Origin of the sequence: Mycobacterium sp. NPDC050441, assembly GCF_040655355.1 — a bacterium.
Classification (GTDB): Bacteria; Actinomycetota; Actinomycetes; order Mycobacteriales; family Mycobacteriaceae; genus Mycobacterium.
On sequence record NZ_JBFAJS010000014.1, the window covers coordinates 62357 to 80380 of the forward strand.

Annotated in this window: 16 protein-coding genes; 5 read left to right on the forward strand and 11 right to left on the reverse strand. The window is 66.1% G+C overall.

Annotated elements, in window-relative coordinates:
- Nucleotides 1-12: 12 nt before the first annotated feature.
- From AB0I14_RS30275 to prpD, 7 genes are all read right to left on the reverse strand, one after another.
- Nucleotides 13-663 (reverse strand): dihydrofolate reductase family protein, encoded by a 651-nt coding sequence (locus tag AB0I14_RS30275; protein WP_358030063.1) that lies wholly within the window; start codon nt 661-663, stop codon nt 13-15.
- A gap of 79 nt (nt 664-742) precedes the next feature.
- The gene (gene mbtM, locus AB0I14_RS30280; protein WP_358030065.1) at nt 743-2308 is read right to left on the reverse strand and encodes a long-chain-fatty acid--ACP ligase MbtM; all 1566 of its coding nucleotides are present in this window, start codon (nt 2306-2308) and stop codon (nt 743-745) included.
- The gene (locus AB0I14_RS30285; RefSeq protein ID WP_358030068.1) at nt 2305-2640 is read right to left on the reverse strand and encodes an acyl carrier protein; all 336 of its coding nucleotides are present in this window, start codon (nt 2638-2640) and stop codon (nt 2305-2307) included. Before AB0I14_RS30285 ends, mbtM begins: the two co-directional genes overlap by 4 nt.
- A gap of 40 nt (nt 2641-2680) precedes the next feature.
- On the reverse strand, nt 2681-3277 hold the full coding sequence (locus AB0I14_RS30290; protein ID WP_358030261.1) for a GNAT family N-acetyltransferase: 597 nt from the start codon (nt 3275-3277) through the stop codon (nt 2681-2683).
- Nucleotides 3278-3790: 513 nt separating this feature from the next.
- On the reverse strand, nt 3791-4924 hold the full coding sequence (locus AB0I14_RS30295; protein WP_358030070.1) for a bifunctional 2-methylcitrate synthase/citrate synthase: 1134 nt from the start codon (nt 4922-4924) through the stop codon (nt 3791-3793).
- Nucleotides 4921-5844, reverse strand: a complete 924-nt coding sequence (gene prpB, locus AB0I14_RS30300) for a methylisocitrate lyase (RefSeq protein ID WP_358030072.1) — start codon at nt 5842-5844, stop codon at nt 4921-4923. Before prpB ends, AB0I14_RS30295 begins: the two co-directional genes overlap by 4 nt.
- Nucleotides 5841-7346, reverse strand: coding sequence for a 2-methylcitrate dehydratase PrpD (gene prpD, locus AB0I14_RS30305; protein WP_358030075.1), 1506 nt, complete (start codon nt 7344-7346; stop codon nt 5841-5843). Before prpD ends, prpB begins: the two co-directional genes overlap by 4 nt.
- Nucleotides 7347-7430: 84 nt before the next feature.
- Here prpD and AB0I14_RS30310 point away from each other — a divergent pair, with 84 nt between their 5' ends.
- Both AB0I14_RS30310 and AB0I14_RS30315 read left to right on the forward strand, forming a co-directional pair.
- Entirely contained in the window at nt 7431-8876 is a 1446-nt protein-coding gene (locus AB0I14_RS30310; RefSeq protein ID WP_358030077.1) for a short-chain fatty acyl-CoA regulator family protein, read from the forward strand.
- An 84-nt stretch (nt 8877-8960) separates the two neighbouring features.
- On the forward strand, nt 8961-9653 hold the full coding sequence (locus AB0I14_RS30315; RefSeq protein ID WP_358030080.1) for a zf-HC2 domain-containing protein: 693 nt from the start codon (nt 8961-8963) through the stop codon (nt 9651-9653).
- 4 nt (nt 9654-9657) lie between these two features.
- On the opposite strand, the gene AB0I14_RS30320 is transcribed toward AB0I14_RS30315, so the two are convergent.
- Nucleotides 9658-10296: a DUF5134 domain-containing protein gene (locus tag AB0I14_RS30320; protein ID WP_358030082.1), complete on the reverse strand. Its 639-nt coding sequence runs from the start codon at nt 10294-10296 to the stop codon at nt 9658-9660.
- A gap of 175 nt (nt 10297-10471) precedes the next feature.
- Between AB0I14_RS30320 and AB0I14_RS30325 the strand changes: the two genes are divergently transcribed.
- Both AB0I14_RS30325 and AB0I14_RS30330 read left to right on the forward strand, forming a co-directional pair.
- Nucleotides 10472-12412: a cytochrome c oxidase assembly protein gene (locus tag AB0I14_RS30325; protein WP_358030264.1), complete on the forward strand. Its 1941-nt coding sequence runs from the start codon at nt 10472-10474 to the stop codon at nt 12410-12412.
- A 288-nt stretch (nt 12413-12700) separates the two neighbouring features.
- Nucleotides 12701-13180, forward strand: coding sequence for a hypothetical protein (locus tag AB0I14_RS30330; RefSeq protein WP_358030085.1), 480 nt, complete (start codon nt 12701-12703; stop codon nt 13178-13180).
- Here AB0I14_RS30330 and AB0I14_RS30335 read toward each other — a convergent pair.
- Nucleotides 13150-15441: a cation-translocating P-type ATPase gene (locus tag AB0I14_RS30335; protein WP_358030267.1), complete on the reverse strand. Its 2292-nt coding sequence runs from the start codon at nt 15439-15441 to the stop codon at nt 13150-13152. The genes AB0I14_RS30330 and AB0I14_RS30335 overlap by 31 nt on opposite strands.
- Before the next feature lie 100 nt (nt 15442-15541).
- Here AB0I14_RS30335 and sigC point away from each other — a divergent pair, with 100 nt between their 5' ends.
- On the forward strand, nt 15542-16102 hold the full coding sequence (gene sigC / locus AB0I14_RS30340) for an RNA polymerase sigma factor SigC (protein WP_358030087.1): 561 nt from the start codon (nt 15542-15544) through the stop codon (nt 16100-16102).
- On the opposite strand, the gene AB0I14_RS30345 is transcribed toward sigC, so the two are convergent.
- Both AB0I14_RS30345 and AB0I14_RS30350 read right to left on the reverse strand, forming a co-directional pair.
- Complete coding sequence (locus AB0I14_RS30345; protein ID WP_358030089.1) at nt 16099-17580, reverse strand: PepSY domain-containing protein; 1482 nt, start codon at nt 17578-17580, stop codon at nt 16099-16101. The genes sigC and AB0I14_RS30345 overlap by 4 nt on opposite strands.
- 80 nt (nt 17581-17660) lie before the next feature.
- Entirely contained in the window at nt 17661-18023 is a 363-nt protein-coding gene (locus AB0I14_RS30350; RefSeq protein WP_358030091.1) for a heavy metal-associated domain-containing protein, read from the reverse strand.
- Nucleotide 18024: the final 1 nt, after the last annotated feature.

The following is an 18024-nucleotide window of genomic DNA, read 5'->3' on the forward strand; positions in this document are numbered from 1 at the left end:
GCTCGCGGGGCGTCAGCGTCGCCAGAACAGGTGGTGGGTGACCCGGCCGCCGGGGCTGGGCACGACGTCGTGGTGGAACCGGTCGTTCAACTCATCGGGTGATTCCCAGAGGCGAGACCCGCTGCCCAACTCGGCCGGCGACACCGCCACGTGCAGGGTGTCGATCAGGTCGGCGTCCAGGAACTCCCGGATGGTGCTCGCTCCCCCGCCCAACCGCACGTCCTTGCCCTGCGCCGCAACCCGGGCCTGCTCGAGCACGGTCGCCGGGTCGGCGTCGACGAAGTGGAACGTGGTGTCGGACAGGCTGAACGACGGTCGCTCGTAATGGGTCATCACGAACACCGGGGTGTGGAACGGCGGCACCTCACCCCACCAGCCCTGCCAGTCGGGGTGATCCTGCCACGGGCCGCGGTGCGGGCTGAACTTGTTGCGACCCATGATCTCGGCACCGATGTTGTTGTGGAAATCGCGGACCAGGTAGTCGTCGAGGCCACGACTTCCACCCGGGTCGGTGCGGTTGGGCCAACTTGCCGTGGCGCCGGCCCAGGCGAATATCTCCCCCGGGTCGGCATGACCGAACGGACGCTCAAAGCTCTGGTTCTCGCCGGCCCCGAAACCGTCGCTGGAGACATTGAAGTTCTGGACTTTGAGCAGTTGGGCCACGTGTTCTCTCCCGGTGATTCGTCAATGGATGCTGATTTGACTCGGGACGAGGGTAAAACTCATCGCACCTGCGAGACGACTACCGCGCGGCTTCCAGTTGACGACGGACGTCCAGTCGCCTGAGCTTGCCTGACGATGTGCGTGGCAGCGATCCCGGCGACATCAGCACGACCTCCGCAGGGGTGACTCCGCACACCGACACAATGCGCCGGATCACCGCGCTCCGGGTGGCGTCCTGCTCGGTGCCGATGAATTCCGCGGCGACAAGAAGCCGCGATTGCGCGGCGCCGGATTCCGAGCCGACAGCCACAACCGCTCCTTCACGGACGCCGTCCACCTCGCCCACCACCTGCTCGATCTCGGTGGGAAAGATATTGCGTCCGGCGATCGTGATGATCTCCTTGGAGCGCCCGCAGATCACCAGCGCACCGTCGACCAGGTAGCCGATGTCGCCCGTCGGGAACCACTGGCCGTTGCCGCCCGCATCGATGGGTGCATCCCCCAGGTAGGACGTCATCATCGACGAGCCACGGATCTCGACCTCGCCCGACGCACCCGTCTCGTCGTGCGCAGACGGGACGATACGAATCTCCATGCCGGGCACCGGACGCCCGAGCAACGCATAGCGCCGGCCGGTGTCCGTGGCGTCTGGAATATCGATGCGCAGTCCTTCGCCGGGTGCGGGAATCGTCACCGCGCACGTCGACTCGGCCATCCCGTAGGAGGGCGCCATTGCCGCGGCGTCGAAACCGAACCTGCTCATGCCGATGGCAAATCGATCGACACCGGCACAGTCGACGGGCTCACCCCCGTTGATCGCGATCCGCACCGAACCGAGGTCGACGTCGGAGACACGGTTGGCGAACCGGCCGAGCACCGAGTATCCGAAATTCGGCCCCGCAGTGAAGGTCGCCGACGATTCGGACAGCCATTCGGCCCAGCGCAGCGGGGAAGCTGAGAAGGCGCCCGTCGGCGCAAGCCACAGCGGCATACCGGACATCGTCGACGCCAGCACCATCGCCAGGCCCATGTCGTGGTAGATCGGCAACCAGGAACAGCCGACATCGTTGCGGCCCAGGGACAATCGCTGGGTGGCGGCCAGAATGTTGTTGAGTACGGCCTCCGGCGGCAACACCGCGGTACGCGGTGTACCGGTGGATCCCGCTGTGCCCTGCAGGATGGCCACGTCTGCGGTGTCGGGATACCGCAGTTGCGTCGAGGTCGGTGTGCGTGCGGCGTCTCCGACATCGCACACCGTCAGCGGAGAGCCCGCCTCCCGCAGCAGCTGCAGGGTAATGCCGTAGCTGAACACCGTTGTCACACCGATGCTGCTGAACCGGGACAACGTGGCTCGCGCCCACTCCGACGGCTCGGCGCCGCGCTGCGGCCGCGGCAAGATCGACACCCCCGCACCCGCCAGCCACGAACCCTGAATGGCGGCAATCAGTTCCACCGTCGGTTCGCCGACCAGCCCCACCGCGCCGGGGTGGTCGCGTCCCAGCAGGTAGGCCGCGATGTGCTCGGCGGTCCCGTGTACCTCGGGCCACGGGCGGCGCTGCCAGGTTTCGGTGTCTCGGTCCAGGACCACCAGGTCGTGCGGTGAGCCGGCCATCGCCTCCCGCAGGGCGCCGGCGAGCGGGTTCATGCTGCGCTCCTGCGGTCGATCACCGACTGCAGATCGCCCACCGTGCGGCAGGTGATGAGGTCTTCCTCGCTGAGCTGCACACCGAACTTCTCCTCGATCGTCACCAGACCGACGGCGAACGAGACCGAATCCATCCCGAGGTCATCGACAAGACGTGTACTGGGACTGAGTGATTGACATGGTAGTTCGAGATCGTCACGCAGGAGGGAGACCAGCCCGTCGGTCACAGCGGGCGTTGCGGATGAATCGGTAGCGGTCATATTTGCTGTATCGGCTGGTCGACGAGACCCAACCTCACCTTTCGTTTCCGGTACGGGATCGGTTGATTGCATTGAAACCGACTGGTAGCCAGCCGGATCGGCAAGCCTGGACTCAGGCCATCCATTTCCGGGCGGTGGCCCGGTCGAGTTGGTAGAGCGCCATCCTGCGGTTGGACATCTCGTGCTCGCCGAGGAACCGGCAACCGGTGAATTCGCATAATCCGCGCACCGTGGTGTTGCGGTGGTCCGGGTCGAACATGATCCGTTCACAGTCGGGGTCCGCGGCCAGGACACTGGCGACGATCTTGGGTAGCAGCATCGGGCCGAGACCCCGGTTGACCAATTCCTCGTCGGCAATCGCCCCGTGCAACCCGAGATCGTGGGGCTCACTGTCATACCGGTCAGCAATGGAATCTTTGGCTGCGCGGTAGATTTCGAGGTAGCCGCGATCCACCCCGCCGATGCTCAGCACGAGCGGCAGTGAATAATCGCCCTCCACCTGAGCTTTCAGGTGTTCGCGCCAGCACTCAACCGGCCAGTCATATTCCCAGGCCCTGGCCAGGTGCGGCCGGTTCATCCACTCGGCGATCATGGCGGCGTCGCCATCGGTGGCCACCCGAATCTTGCTCGGCCGCAACAGTTGCGGCTTCGGCGGTCCTGGCGTGCGCCGTACAGCATCGGAAATGTTCTTGAGTTCCCGTGGTAGCACCCGCGTCGGTACGTTCGTCACGCGCACCGCGTTCGAGGACCGAAAACACCAGTTACGCTGCGCTGCAGCACTTCATCACACGTCAAAGCCCCATCCCCCTGTCTCGGGCGCAGGCCGGGGCGCCACGTCACTGTGCGCGCCACGCAAAACCCGCGGCCTCCTTCGACCAGCGAGGGGAGCCTAACCAATGATTTCTTGGTGGTGGGGCGTTCCTTTTCGGCGGATGCGCCCCGTCATCGACCGCCCACAGCGGCCGTCAATATTCGACGCGAACTTCAAAAGCACATAACAACAGGGGTTTTCGCACCCTCAGCAATGCACACACGCCTTCAGAACACAACGGCCACATTCGCCCCTGGCGACAGGCGCCGCTCAGTGCAGGCGAACCACCTCGGCGAACAACGCTGTGAAACAGCCAGGGTGGTTGCCGTCGGGTTTCCCCGCCGCCGGCTCATCACAGCCAAGTCGACAGAGCCCGATCGACCGCTGTTTCGTTTCGGATCCCGCGTATCGCTACGCCAAGGTCCGCTGCGCGCGCCCGCTGTATTCGCTGAGCGGGCGGATAAGCGCGTTGGACGCGGCCTGCTCCATGATGTGCGCCGTCCAGCCAGTGATCCGGCTCATCACGAAAAGCGGTGTGAAGCTGGGGATGTCGAAGCCCATCAGGTAATAGGCCGGCCCGGTCGGAAAATCCAGGTTGGGCTTGATCCCGGTGGCGGCGAGCATGTTCTGTTCGAGGCGGTCGTAGATGTCGAGCCACCGCTGCCCGTCACGCACAGCCGCAACCTGGTGCAGGGCCGCTTTCATGGTGGGTACCCGGGAATCGCCGTTCTTGTAGACGCGGTGCCCGAATCCCATCACCTTGTCCTTGCGGGACAGTTTTCCGTGCAACCATTCCGCGGCATCCCCGGCGCTGCCGATCTCGAGCATGTCATGCATCACGGCCTCGTTGGCGCCGCCGTGCAGTGAGCCCTTCAGCGCACCGATCGCCGCCGTCACCGCGCTGTAGATATCGGACTGCGTCGAGGTGACCACGCGCGCCGCGAACGTGGAGGCGTTGAAGCTGTGCTCGGCGTAGAGGACCATCGACTGCTCGAAAGCGTTGACGATCACCGGGTTCGGTACCTCGCCGAAGCACATGTTGAGGAAGTTCTCCGAGTAGCTCATATGGCTGTGCGGGGCGATCGGTTCCAGCCCCCGACGCCGCCGCATATCGGCCGCAACGATGGTCGGCAACACCGCGAACATTCGCAACGACTTGGCGAAGTTGGCCGAGGGGGTGCTGTCGTCCTCTTCCGGGTCTTCGGCGCCCAGGTAGCTGATCGCGGTACGTACCACGTCCATCGGATGACAGTTGTCGGGAAGCTTGGCCAGCAGTGACTGCATCGAGCGGTCGATGCGGCGGGAAGCCCGCTCACGCTGGGTGAACAGAGCCAGCTCCTGATCGGTGGGGAGTTCCCCGTGCCACAGCAGGTAGGCGACCTGCTCGAAGCTGCAGTGCGCGGCCAGATCCTGAACGGCGTAACCCCGGTAGGTCAGTGAGTTGGTCTCCGGGACAACCTTGGAGATCGCAGTGGTGTCGACCACCACGCCGGCCAGGCCCTTGTGGATACTCGGCTGGACTGCGTCCTTGGCGGTAATGGTCATGGTGTCGCCCCTTGCAGCGAGAAATTGTAGATATCCGAGTCGAACTGGTTGTAGGCGTTGTAGCGCAGGAGCTCGTACAGCCTGCTTCGGTGCTGCATCTGATCGAGGAGACCGGATTGTGTTCCCGCCGTGTTTATTTCGCGCAGGCCGACTTCGACGGCGTACATCGCCAGGCGCAGCGTGGTCACCGGGTAGATCACCATGTTGTAGCCGATCTCGGACAACTGCTGAGTCGTCAGCAGCTCGGACTTGCCGAACTCGGTCATGTTGGCCAGCAACGGAACATCGACCGCCGCCCGGAACTGTTCGAAATCCGCCGGGGTGTGCAGGGCCTCGGTGAAGATCAGATCCGCGCCGGCGTCGGCGTAAGCCTTGGCCCGGTCGATCGCCGCGGGAATCCCCTCGATCCCCGCGGCATCGGTACGGGCGCAGATGATGAAGTTGGGATCACGACGCGCCGAGACAGCGGCACGCAGTCGCTTGACCATCTCGGCCGTCTCGACCACGGCCTTCCCGTCGAGATGCCCGCACCGCTTGGGATTCACCTGATCTTCCAGGTGAAGCCCGGCCAGCCCCGCGTCTTCGAGCAGTGTGACGGTGCGCGCCGCACTCATCGGTTCGCCGAAACCGGTGTCGGCATCGATGAGGGTCGGAAGATCGCTGGCCGAGGCGATCTGGGCGCCGCGTCCAGTCACCTCGGTCAGCGTCGTCAACCCGATATCGGGCAGGCCCAGATCGGCGGAGAGCACCGCGCCGGATACGTAGACGCCGTCGAAGCCGATCTCGGCGACGAGTTTGGCCACCAGCGGGGAGAACGCACCAGGAAAGCGCAGGAGCCGACCGGACTCCAACCCGCGGCGGAACTTTCGGCGCTTCTCCGATGCCGGGACGTCAGAGCCGAGCAACCCGCAAGCGCTCATCGGAAGATCCCAGAGGGAATCGTCGGCGCCTCGTCCAATACCCGCGGATCGACGCGGACATTGAGCGCACCGAGGCCACCCGCCTTGGTCGCCGAAACGTTCTCGACCGCAGTCAGAAACCGCTGCTGCTCTTCGGTTTCCACAACCCCCTCGGCCAGCTCGGCGAACTTGGCGACGTACTGTTCGCGTTCGAACGGGCGTGCCCCCAGCGGGTGGGCATCGGCGACCGCGAGTTCATCGACGATGGTCTCACCGCTCTTGAGGGTGACGACGGCCTTAGCGCCGAAGGCCTTCTCGTTCGGGTCGTTCGAGTGATAGCGCCGGGTCCACTCCGGGTCCTCGACCGTGGAGATCTTGCGCCACAGCTCGATGGTGTCGGGCCGGTGCGCCCGCTCGGGCGCGTACGACCGTTCGTGGTGCCATGTTCCGTCCTGCAGCGCGACGGCGAAGATGTACATCACCGAGTGGTCGAGCGTTTCGCGGGACGCGTCGGGATCGAATTTCTGCGGGTCGTTGGATCCGGTGCCGATCACGACGTGAGTGTGGTTGCTGGTGTGCAGCACGACGGTGGCGATCTGGTCCAGATCTCCGATGCGCTCACGCATCCGGCGGGCCAGGTCGATCGGCGCCTGGCTCTGGTACTCCGCCGAATGTTCCTTTGTGTAGGTGTCCAGGATGGCGCGCTTGGGCTCTCCCGGGGCCGGTAGCGGAACCCGGTAGGTGTGGTTCGGGCCCGACAGCAGCCAGGCGATCACCCCGTCCTCGCCCTCCCAGACCGGGGCGGGCGACCCCTCGCCGCGCATCGCCCGGTCGACGGCCTCGATCGCGACCTTGCCCGCCCACGCCGGCGCGAACGCCTTCCAACTGGAGATCAGCCCCTTCCGCGACTGGCGGGTGGCAGTGGTCAGGTGCAGCGCCTGACCGATTGCGGCATAAATGGTTTCGGGATCGAGCCGCAGCATCGTGCCCAAACCGGCGGCGACCGATGGGCCCAGGTGGGCGACATGGTCGATCTTGTGCTGGTGTAGGCAGATTCCCTTGACCAGGTCGACCTGCACCTCGTACGCGGTGGCGACGCCGCGGATCAGGTCGGCGCCACTCACGCCGAGCTGCTGCGCCACCGCGACCAGAGCGGGGATGTTGTCACCCGGGTGCGAGTACTCGGCGGCCAGGAAGGTGTCGTGGAAGTCCAGTTCGCGGACAGCGACACCGTTGGCCCACGCCGCCCATTCGGGTGAGACCGTGCCGTGGACTCCGAACACAGTGGCACCCCGCGGCGTCCTGTGGGCGAGCGCCTGCGCTCGCGCGACCGTCACCGGCCGCCGGATCACCGACGCGGCCGATACCGCCGCATTGTCGATGATGCGGTTGATCACCATCGCCTCGGTCTCGGTCGGCACCGCAATCGGGTCGGCGGCGATCTCGGCGATCCTCCAAGCCAAGTGCTCGCTGCGCGGGAAGTCCTCGGCGCTGCGCCGTGTTCTGACGTTGTGTTCCAGCATGATCCGCACGGTACGCAGATGCGATCAACAACGGAACCACCTGTAAATGCGTATTTTTGTGTCCTTTGATGGGCAGTTTTGCGAATGTTGCGAAACCGAATCGGCGTAGTCTCGGCAGCGGTGACGAAGACATTCGCCGGCGCCCGGCTGAGACGGCTACGTGACGAGAGAGGCCTGACACAGGTCGCACTGGCGCGTGCGCTGGGACTGTCGACCAGCTACGTCAACCAACTCGAGAACGACCAGCGGCCGATCACGGTCCCGGTGTTGTTGGCCCTGGCCGATCGCTTCGATCTCCCGACGCAGTACTTCGCACCGGACACCGACGCCCGCCTGGTCTCGGATCTGCGCGAGATCCTGGCGGACAGCCCGGCCACGACCGCGCAGATCGAAGAGCTCGTCGCCCGCATGCCCGAGGTCGGCCAGACCATGGTGAGCATGCACCGCCGGTTGCACGACGCCACCGCCGAGCTGGAGGCCGTGCACGGGCGGGCCAACCTGGACTCGCAGGCCGGCACACAGCAGCCGATGCCGTTCGAGGAAGTGCGTGATTTCTTCTACGACCGCCGCAACTACATCGACGCACTCGACCGCGCCGCGGAGGAGATGTTCACCCGACACCGACTGCAGATCGGCGGCCTGGACCGGCAATTGGCCGACCTGTTGTCCACTGAGTTCGGCATCGCGGTCGTGGTCGACGACGGAGATGTGCTGGGTTCCAGCGTGAAACGGCGGTACCAGCCCGAGGCCGGGACGCTGCATGTCGCACGATGGCTGTTGGCCGGCCAGCGTGCATTCCAGCTCGCCACCCAGATCGCCTTGCTGCTGCATTCCGAGCTGATCAATTCCATTGTCGCGACCGACGATCAATTGAGCCCGGAGGCAAGGGATGTCGCCCGCATCGGGTTGGCCAACTACTTCGCCGGCGCCCTGCTGCTCCCCTACCGGATGTTCCTGTCTGCCGCCGACGAGCTTCGCTATGACATCGACCAGCTGGCCCGGCGATTCGAGGTGGGATTCGAAACCATCTGCCACCGGCTGTCGACCCTGCAGCGGCCGGACGCGCGCGGCATCCCGTTCATCTTCGTCCGCACCGACAGTGCCGGAAACATCTCGAAGCGCCAGTCCGCCACAGCTTTTCACTTCTCCCGGGTGGGTGGAAACTGCCCGCTGTGGGTGGTGCACCAGGCGTTCTCCCGTCCTGGCGAGTTCCTGACTCAGGTCGCCCAGATGCCGGACGGCCGCAGCTACTTCTGGGTCGCGAGAACCTCGGCCTCGGCACCGAGCCGGTACCTGGGTACTCCCAAGAGTTTCGCCATCGGACTCGGGTGCGACCTCACCCATGCCGACAAGCTCGTCTACTCGGTGGGCATCGACCTCACCGACCCGGAGGCCACCGTCCCCATCGGTGCGGGCTGCCGGATCTGCGACCGCCCGGCCTGCCCGCAACGCGCTTTCCCCTATGTGGGCAGGCCGGTGCATGTCGACTCTCAGACCAGCAGCAATCTGCCGTACTCCCCGACCGCGTAGGGGTCGCCGCGGGCGCGTCGGACGCGGGTGCGAGCGGGTGTGCAATGTCAGAGGTCAATGCGGGAGAATGGCCCGGTGGAATGCGTGGTGGCACGAGAGGCGCTTTCGGCGCGCCTGGACGGGGAGCGTGAGCCCGTCCCCTCTGCGCGCGTCGACGAGCATCTGCGTGATTGCCCGGACTGCACCACCTGGTATGACCGGGCCGGAGTCCAAGCCCTGCAACTGCGCGATCTGGCCAACACCGGATTGATCGGCACAGTGCACACGCCTGGTCGCAGGACGAGCGCCCTGACCGAGCTGTGGCAGCGGTTGAGTCAACGCGTGATGACCACGGCAATCGTCGTCATCGGAACTGTCCAGGTCGGATTGGCGGTCGCGCAAGCGGCAGGCACGAATTTCGGGATGGTTGCCGCGCACCACGGGTCGGCCAGCGGAGCCCACCTGCTCAACGAGTCCACGGCGTGGTCGGCAGCATTGGGAATCGCGACGATCGCCATGGCCTTCCGCCGTCGCATCGCGCCCGGACTCGCCTGCGTGCTGGTGATCTACTGCGGATTCCTCGCTTACTACGTCGTGTCAGATGCGCTCGTGGGACAGGTAACCCCGGTCCGGGTAGTGAGTCATGTGCCGGTGGCGCTGGCCGCGATCGTCTCCGTGTGGGCCTCGCGCACACAACGACCGCGCGACCCGTCGCCCAGGGCACGTGGAGACGATGAGCCGGGCCCGACGGCGTCCAGGCGGCGTCATCTGCGGGCGGCCGACGACCCCGCCGCGTGAGCCACTACGACATGACGCCGAACATGATCGCCATGCCGGCGGCCATCATCGCCCGGCACAGCGTGCCGAAATGTGAGAACGGCGACGTCTCCGACTGCTGACGTGCCGCGAAGTAGCGGTACAGCCATACGGTCGCGGCGATCACGAAACCGATCGTCACCAGCCAGTTGACGGCAGGGATCCAAAGTGGTTGCAGTGAGGCGTGTTCCATGGCCATCGCCGGGCCACCGGCATCGTGTCCGGTCATGTGCATCGCATCCATGTCATGGCTGCCCGCGGCGATCGTTTCGCCATGGCGCGGAAGCACGTTGCCGTTCATGACTGCATACATCCAGACCATCGCCACCATCATCACGGCGTTGTAGCCGTTGAGCAGGCGGGCCTCAGATGAAGCTGACCTCAGCAAGGACACCAGGAACCACAGACCGGCAGCCAGGAAGAAGAACATCGGGCCGAGTGTGGGCAGCTCAGCTCCCCGGGGCCAGGCCATCACCATCATCGCGACGGCCATTGCCAGGTGGAGTAACTGGCTCACCGCAGCGTTAAGGCGGCCACGAGAGCCCACCAAGGCGTAGGTGCACTCAACCGCACTCAGGGCGAACAACACCGTCACCACCCAACGAAGTGCAAGATCGGCGATCATTCCAGGTCCTGTCTGCGAGGGTCGTCGGGCGAGGCCATCCTCCTTTGGTCGCAGGAGGCGGCGCCAGAGTTCCCGCACCCGCCAGCGCTACGACGCATTGTCGTAGACTCGCATGGCCGCGACGTTTCGTTCATTTTCGCGGCGGAAGGCCGGTCCGACTATGGCGCGTGTGCGTATGCCCGTTGCCGCCGGCGTGCGGCGGGCACGCCTGACGCTGGTTGCCACTGTCGCAGCCTGCACTGCGGTGCTGTTCATGTGTGCCGTGCAGCTGGGTGCACAGCGGTTGGCGGCCGCGGGAATCGCTGACCCGGGAACGGCCACCAGCGCGGCTCGGCTCCTCGGACACTGGGCAGCGACCTTGGCGGCCGCAGTGTGCACCGGAGTGCTTGTCTGGATTGTGACGACCGCGACACCTCGAGACGACGGGCGAATCGACGCACAGTCCTTTTCTGCGCACGTCCTTGTCGAACGCGTCGCTGTCGTGTGGGCCTGCTGCGCCACTGCAATGGTGGTCGTCTCCGCGTCGGCCGATGCGGGAATCCCGATCGGCCGGCTCATCAGCAGTCCTGGCCTCGGCAGCGCCATCGCCGCGTCAGAGAGTGCACGTGGGTGGTGCGTGGCGGCGCTGTGCGCGCTGATCTTGGCCGTCGGCGTGCGTTTCACGCTCCGCTGGATCGGACATTGCGTCGCCCTGCTGCCGGCCCTGGTCGGAGTGGTGGCAGTACCGGTGACCGGGAACGCCGGGCAGGGGCCGGACCATGACATCGCTACGAGCGCCGTGATCGTCTTCTGCGTGGCAATCGCGGTATGGGCCGGGACGAAAGTCGCCTCCGCCGGATTGCAGGACGTAGTAGTTCGACGCCGGACCCAAGCGCTGCAGCTGGCATGCGGGTCGGTCGCCATCATTTACGGCGCCCTCCTTGCCACGCTGATGTTGGGCGGATTGCCGATCCTGGAGTCGGCCTACGGGCGGGCCGTGGTGGTCGCTGGGGTGCTGTTGGTGCTGGTGTGGGTTGGCGACGGCGCACTCCTGCTGACGCGCAGTACGCCTTCGCGCCTGGTCAACACTGTGTCTGCGGCCGGGATGATCGTCGTCACCGCGGCGGTGGCGCTCGCCGCGAGCAGTGTGCCGCCCCGGTTCACCGTCCATGAGTTCTCCACGTGGGACGTCTTTTTGGGCTACCAGCTCGATGCACCCCCGAGTCCGGCCAGCCTGCTCACCGTGTGGCGTTTCGATCCGCTGATCGGAACGGCGGCCATCGTGTTCGCGCTGTGCTATCTCGTCGCTGTGGCGCTGCTTCGGCGACGTGGTGACCACTGGCCGCTCGGACGCACGATTGCCTGGTCCCTGGGTTGCGCGGCCCTGCTGGTCACCACCAGTTCCGGAGTGCGTGCCTACGGATCGGCGATGTTCAGCGTGCACATGGGTGAGCACATGGCGCTGAACATGTTCGTCCCGGTGCTCCTGGTGCTCGGCGCCCCCGTCACGCTCGCGCTACGTGTGCTGCCCACCGCGCCGAAAGGCGAGGCACCTGGGCCCCGCGAGTGGCTGGTGTGGTTCGTGCACGCCCCGGTGACGCGATTCCTGTCCCACCCGGTGACGGCGTTCATGTTGTTCGTCGGGTCGCTGTACCTCGTCTACTTCACGCCCTTGTTCGACACCTTGATCCGGTATCACTGGGGCCACGAGTTCATGAGCGTGCACTTCCTGCTGACCGGCTACCTGTACTACTGGGGAATCATCGGCATCGATCCCGGACCTCGGCGGCTCCCCTTCCTAGGGCGGCTCGGACTGCTGTTCGCCGTGATGCCGTTCCACGCCTTCTTCGGCATCGCCACGATGACGATGACGTCATCCCTGGGCGAGAGCTTCTACAGATCCGTCAACCTTCCTTGGCTGCAGAGCATTTCGGACGACCAACACATGGGTGGCGCCATCGCGTGGGGTTCGAGCGAGCTGCCGGTGATCATCGTGGTGATCGCCCTGGTGACCCAATGGGCACGCCAAGACCGCCGAGCGGGAGCGCGGGAGGACCGCCACAGCGATCGCGGGTACGACGACGAACTCGACGCCTACAACGCGATGCTCAGCGAGCTCGCACGCAACCGTCGGTGACGCGCGTCCAGACCGATCCGGCCCGGATGGCGGCAATGGCTAGGTTATTCGGCGGTGTCGGAACCGCAGCTGCAGTTGCTGCCGCAGGTACAGTTTTCGCACGTACAGTTCGGGTTGTCGCACTTCGTCGACTCGGCTGTTTCATTGCTGGTCATGCATGTGAGATTACGCCCAAGGGTTGCTGATCAGGTCGCAACGGAACTAATCCCGTCGTGTTCCCGACCAATCAATGGACTCCCCAACGGTCGATGTCAGGCGGTCAAATACATTGATGAGCGAGGTATCTCGGTGACTTCGAGGCAGAGCACCGGCACTGTCGAGACCGAACTGCGGGCTATTGAACGCCGGGTATTCGAAGACGTCTGGATCAGCGCCACGCGCGCCCGCGCCCTGGCCGCACTTGCCGCAGCCTTGGCGGTGCTGGCCGTGACACTGCGGGCGACCGGCGACGCACCTGCCGGCGTCACGCGCAACGGGCACTGGATATCACTGGTGGCTTTCTCGCTATTTGCTTTCGCGGCATCGGTATCGGCATTCGCTCTGCTGCGTCGCCGATTTCGATGGTGCTGTATGGCGATGTGTGCGTCCGCTCTCGCCACCGTGGACGGGGCCGGGGCGTTCTGGTGGCATCACACCGCACATACCGCTTCCTGGATTCCGGCGGCACTGGGCACGCTCACCGTTGCGGCGTTGACCGCAGGATGGCTGGGTGTGTGCCTGGCCCCACTGGCCTCGTCTCAGCCAGATATGCGCGCGGCCGGCAACTGAGCATCACCGAACGTGTTCGGTTGCACCGTCCCGTAATTGCGTAACCGCAGGCTGTTCGACACGACCAGGAAAGATGACACCGCCATCGCCGCGCCGGCGATCAACGGGTTCAGCAGACCTGCCGCGGCGATCGGAATGGCCGCGATGTTGTACCCGAAGGCCCAGATCATGTTTACCCTGATGGTCCGCATCGTCGCCCGGGCCAGGCCCAACGCCTGCGGAACCGAATCGAGGTTGTCACGCACGAGGATGATGTCGGCCGCACCGATCGCCACGTCGGTGCCCCGGCCGATGGCCAGGCCCAGGTCAGCACAAGCCAACGCGGGACCGTCGTTGATCCCGTCGCCGACCATGGCCACCACCCGGCCCTGCTCGCGCAACTTCTCGATCGCGCCGACCTTGTCCTCCGGCAGTACCTCGGCAACCACATCGTCGATGCCCACGGCCGCGCCGATCGCGGCGGCGGTCGCGGCGTTGTCTCCCGTCAACAGCATGGTTTTCATGCCCTCGGCATGGAGTTCTGCGATGGCACCGGCCGCCGAGTCCTTGACGGCGTCGGCAACACAGATGGCACCGCAGACGGTATCGCCACAGGCGACGAACACCACTGTCTGGCCGCGTGATTCGCCGAGCTTGCGGGCGGCCGCAAGATTGGCGGGCACCACCCGGTCCCGCGTCACCCAGGCGGGACGCCCGACTGCCACGGCGATACCGCCCACGGAACCGGAGACACCGTGGCCGGCGAACGCTTGGAAGTCGTCGACCTCGGCGATGTCACGGCCCGCGCGGGTGCTGACGATCGCATGGGCAACCGGATGCTCGGACGCCGACTCGACCGCCGCCGCATGTGCGAGAACCTCGTCCTCGTTCCAGCCGTCGGCCGCGACGACGGAGATGACCTGAGGCTGTCCGGTGGTCAGGGTGCCGGTCTTGTCGAACACGACGGTGTCGACGGCGCGGATCGCCTCCAGGGCGCGGTGGCCCTTGAGGAAGATGCCCAGCTGAGCGCCGCGGCCCGATGCCACCATCATCGCCGTCGGGGTCGCCAACCCCAGCGCGCAGGGGCAGGCGATCACCAGCACGGCCAGGGCGGCCGAAACCGCTCGGTTGACGTCACCATCGACCAACAGCCAGCCGATGGCGGTGGCCGCCGCGATCACGAGCACACACGGCACGAACACTGCGGCGATGCGGTCGGCCAGTCGCTGCGCGTCGGCCTTCTGCGCCTGCGCCTGCTCCACCAGGCGGACCATCCCGGCGAACCGGGTGTCGGGTCCGACCGCGGCGGCCTCGACGATCAAGCGGCCATCGAGGACCACGGTGCCACCGACGACACTTGAACCTTCGTGTGTCTGTACCGGTTTCGACTCTCCGGTCATCGCGCTGACGTCGACTGCGGCCGCCCCGCTCACCACGAGGCCGTCGGCGGCGATGGCCTCACCGGGACGCACGACGAAACGCTGCCCCTCCTTGAGTTCGTCTGCGGGCAGCACGAGCTCGGTGCCGTCGGCAAGCAGCACCGTCACCGACTTGGCGCCGAGTGCCGCAAGCGCCCGCAGCGCTCCCCCGGCGCGCGAACGTGCCCGGGCCTCGAAGTAACGACCGGCAAGCACGAAAACCGTGACGCCCGCGGCAACCTCGAGGTAGATCGCATCGCTGCCGAGTAGCGCCTGCCAGATACCCGAAGCGTGGTAGGTCTGGTGATCGAAGAAGATCGTGTACATCGACCAGACGGTGGCCGCGGTGACGCCGATGGAGATCAAGGTCTCCATGGTCGAGGTTCCGTGCCTGGCATTGCGCAGCGCGCTGCGGTGGAACGGCCATGCGGCCCACGTCACGATCGGCGCCGCCAACGCGGTGAGCACCCACTGCCATCCGGCGAACCGGGTGTCGGGGACGACGGCAAACATCACCGACAGGTCCGCGAGGGGGATGAACAACACGGCCGCCACGGCGAGGCGCCGGAGCAGGCTGCGGGCGTGGTCGGCGTCGGGATCGACGTCGGGCGCGGAGCGCTCGGCACGGGGGGCCGCCTGGTATCCGGCTCGCTCGATCACCGCACACAATTGCTCGACGTCGATGTCCGGGGTGGCCTCCACAGTGGCGACGCGTGTGGCGAAATTCACTGACGCGCGTACCCCGTCGACCTTGTTGAGTTTGTTCTCCACGCGGGCAGCGCAGGCCCCACACGACATTCCCGAGACATCGAGCGCAATGCGCTGGGTCACGTCTTCGTCAGGGACAGTTGCTGTTGTCACCACCACTCCCAATTGCTCATTCACCACACCGGTGGCATACGTCACCATCTAGATAGTCGGCCCCGCCCAATGCTGAGTTCCCGGGCGGCATCGAATAATGTCGATGGCTGTGACTACCGAACGCGGCGAGGACCAGGTTACGCGGCTGGCTTTCGCCGCCGGCCGCGGCGATTCGGCGGCGCTCGAGCAATTCATCCGGGCCACCCAGACCGACGTGTGGCGAACCGTCGCCTACCTGGGTGACGCCGGATCGGCCGATGACCTGACGCAAGAGACTTTCATTCGCGCGATGTCCGCGCTGCCCCGGTTCAGTGGCCGGTCATCGGCCCGTACCTGGCTGCTGTCGATCGCCCGGCGCGTGGTGGTCGACCAGATTCGGCACAAGCAGGCCCGGCCCCGCACCCAGCACGGGGTCGATGTCGAGCAGGTCCTCGAAAGCTACCGCCCGGTGGGCGGCTTCGAGAAGATGGTGGAGATCCGCCTCCTGCTGGACGGACTGGACCCCGACCGGCGCCACGCTCTCCTGCTGACGCAGGTCCTCGGCTTGTCGTATGCGGAAGCAGCCGAGGTGTGCGGCTGCCCCGTCGGCACCATCCGTTCGCGGGTGGCACGCGCCCGCGAAGACCTGATTGCGGCGGCCCAGCAGGACGACCTGACCGGTTAGGGCAACCGACGCCGCAGGCGGTGTTGCCGCCACCCCACCAGGACGTCGACGGCCACGAAGGCGATCAGGCTCGCACCCAGCATCGGGACGAACCAGCCGACCGCGGCCACCACGAGGACCACGGCCACCGCGGTACCGGGTGGTAGTCCCGTGAGGACGCCGCGGCGTGGCGCACTACCCATGGGGCGGCCCCCGGCAGTGGGTCGGCGATGCCACCACAGCAGGTAGCCCCGCACGATCACGGTGACCAACGCGACCGCGAGGCCCGACAACACGAGCTGGTTGGCAACCCCGAACAGCGATCCCATGTGCAGCTGGATGCCCCACGCGGAAAGCTTTGCCGCCAAGGGCCAGTCGGCGAACCACGAGATGTCGGTGACTGCTGCGGACGCCCCGTCGACAGCCACGGCGTTGTTCGACATCACCCACGGCTGTCGCGTCTGCGCCACGGTGAACGCGGTATCGGCGCGGGCCGGAACGCTGACCTCGACATTGCCGCCGACACCGGCGTCGCGGGCAGCCTTCAGCACCCGGTCGATTTCGCCCACCATGTGTGCGCCCGTCTGGTCCGCCGCGACGGGAGCCGGGACGGGAGCCGGGACGCTGTGATGGCCCTTGTGGCCGGACATTTCGACTTCTGGCGCCCCGTGGATGGCAGTCGACACGGTCGGCGTCGTCCATGACAGTGCGGTGCGCAGAGCGGTGATGTTGTCACCGGCGAACCGGGACCACGTCAGTCCGGTCGCGGACAGGAACAGCAATCCGATGGCGATCCAGATCCCCACTGCACCATGCCAGTTCAGCGTCCGGGTCCGGCCCGGCTCAGAGCGCTCCGGCGTCAACAGCCTGGCTTTCGGATCCCCTTGCCGCGACATTCGCCGGTATCTGCCCCACCACAGGAAGACCCCGGCCAGCGCGATCAGCCACAGCCACGACGCCGCGAGCTCGCTGTACAACCGCCCCGGTTCGCCGAGATGCAGGCTGCGGTGCAACTGATCGATCCAGGTCCTCAGCGGCAGCGCACCGCTGCTGCCGTAGACCGTGAGGTCCCCGTGTGAGGCCGCGGTCACCGGGTCGATGAACACGGCGTGGCGTTCGGACTCGCCCAACGCCGGATCGTCGAACATCACGCGAGTGGTCTCGCCGGGACCGGTCGCCGGACGTACCGCGGTCACCGGGAGGTCGGGCCGTTCGGCCTGCGCGGCCCGAATCTGTTCGGCGACCGGCAGCATGTCACCGCTGCTGTGCGTTCGCAGGTGATCGCGATACGCGAACTGCTCGATGGTGGGTGCGATGGCGTAGAGCCCGCCACTGACGGCTGCGATCAGCAGGAAGGGACCGACGAAGACCCCGGCGTAGAAGTGCAGGCGCAGCAAGAACGCGCGGTAGTGCGCTGTCCGCTCAGGGGGCTGGGTCGACGACTCCGGCGTCGGTGACGTCGGGCTCTCATCGGTGGCTTTCGACGGATTCTGGCCCATGGCTCCTCAGTGGTCGAACGGTCCTCGATAAGAGTGGTCGTTCGCGCCACCTCGACAGTTCCCGGCGGATACTCAGCTATTCAGCCGCCCATGTGCCCGACGCTCACCCAGCGAATAGCCCTCGACACCAGCGAGGGCTTCGTCTGAGGCGATCCACCGGGCTCGGCAGGCGTCTCATCGTCATCGACGGCGGTGCGCTCTTCGGCGTGGTAACCGGCCTGTTCAACGGCCTCGCAGAGGTCGGCGACGCTGATGTCGTGGCGGGCGTCGACGGTAGCGATCTTGGTGGAGATGGCCACCGAGGCGTGCACTCCGTCGATCTTGTTCAGCTTGTTCTCCACCCGGCGCGAGCACGCTCCGCAGGACATTCCCGTCACGTCGAGTCGGATCCGTCGGGTACCTGATGTCTCGGTACGGTGCGCGGCTACGTCTGTCACTGCCATC

What these genes read in the sequence shown, in the direction of transcription:
- mbtM (WP_358030065.1), bottom strand. Translation starts at nt 2,308, where the DNA reads ATGAACCCGCTCGCCGGCGCCCTGCGGGAGGCGATGGCCGGCTCACCG.
- AB0I14_RS30285 (WP_358030068.1), bottom strand. Translation starts at nt 2,640, where the DNA reads ATGCAATCAACCGATCCCGTACCGGAAACGAAAGGTGAGGTTGGGTCT.
- AB0I14_RS30295 (WP_358030070.1), bottom strand. Translation starts at nt 4,924, where the DNA reads ATGACCATTACCGCCAAGGACGCAGTCCAGCCGAGTATCCACAAGGGC.
- prpB (WP_358030072.1), bottom strand. Translation starts at nt 5,844, where the DNA reads ATGAGCGCTTGCGGGTTGCTCGGCTCTGACGTCCCGGCATCGGAGAAG.
- prpD (WP_358030075.1), bottom strand. Translation starts at nt 7,346, where the DNA reads ATGCTGGAACACAACGTCAGAACACGGCGCAGCGCCGAGGACTTCCCG.
- AB0I14_RS30310 (WP_358030077.1), top strand. Translation starts at nt 7,431, where the DNA reads ATGTTGCGAAACCGAATCGGCGTAGTCTCGGCAGCGGTGACGAAGACA.
- AB0I14_RS30320 (WP_358030082.1), bottom strand. Translation starts at nt 10,296, where the DNA reads ATGATCGCCGATCTTGCACTTCGTTGGGTGGTGACGGTGTTGTTCGCC.
- AB0I14_RS30325 (WP_358030264.1), top strand. Translation starts at nt 10,472, where the DNA reads ATGCCCGTTGCCGCCGGCGTGCGGCGGGCACGCCTGACGCTGGTTGCC.
- sigC (WP_358030087.1), top strand. Translation starts at nt 15,542, where the DNA reads ATGGCTGTGACTACCGAACGCGGCGAGGACCAGGTTACGCGGCTGGCT.
- AB0I14_RS30345 (WP_358030089.1), bottom strand. Translation starts at nt 17,580, where the DNA reads ATGGGCCAGAATCCGTCGAAAGCCACCGATGAGAGCCCGACGTCACCG.
- AB0I14_RS30350 (WP_358030091.1), bottom strand. Translation starts at nt 18,023, where the DNA reads ATGGCAGTGACAGACGTAGCCGCGCACCGTACCGAGACATCAGGTACC.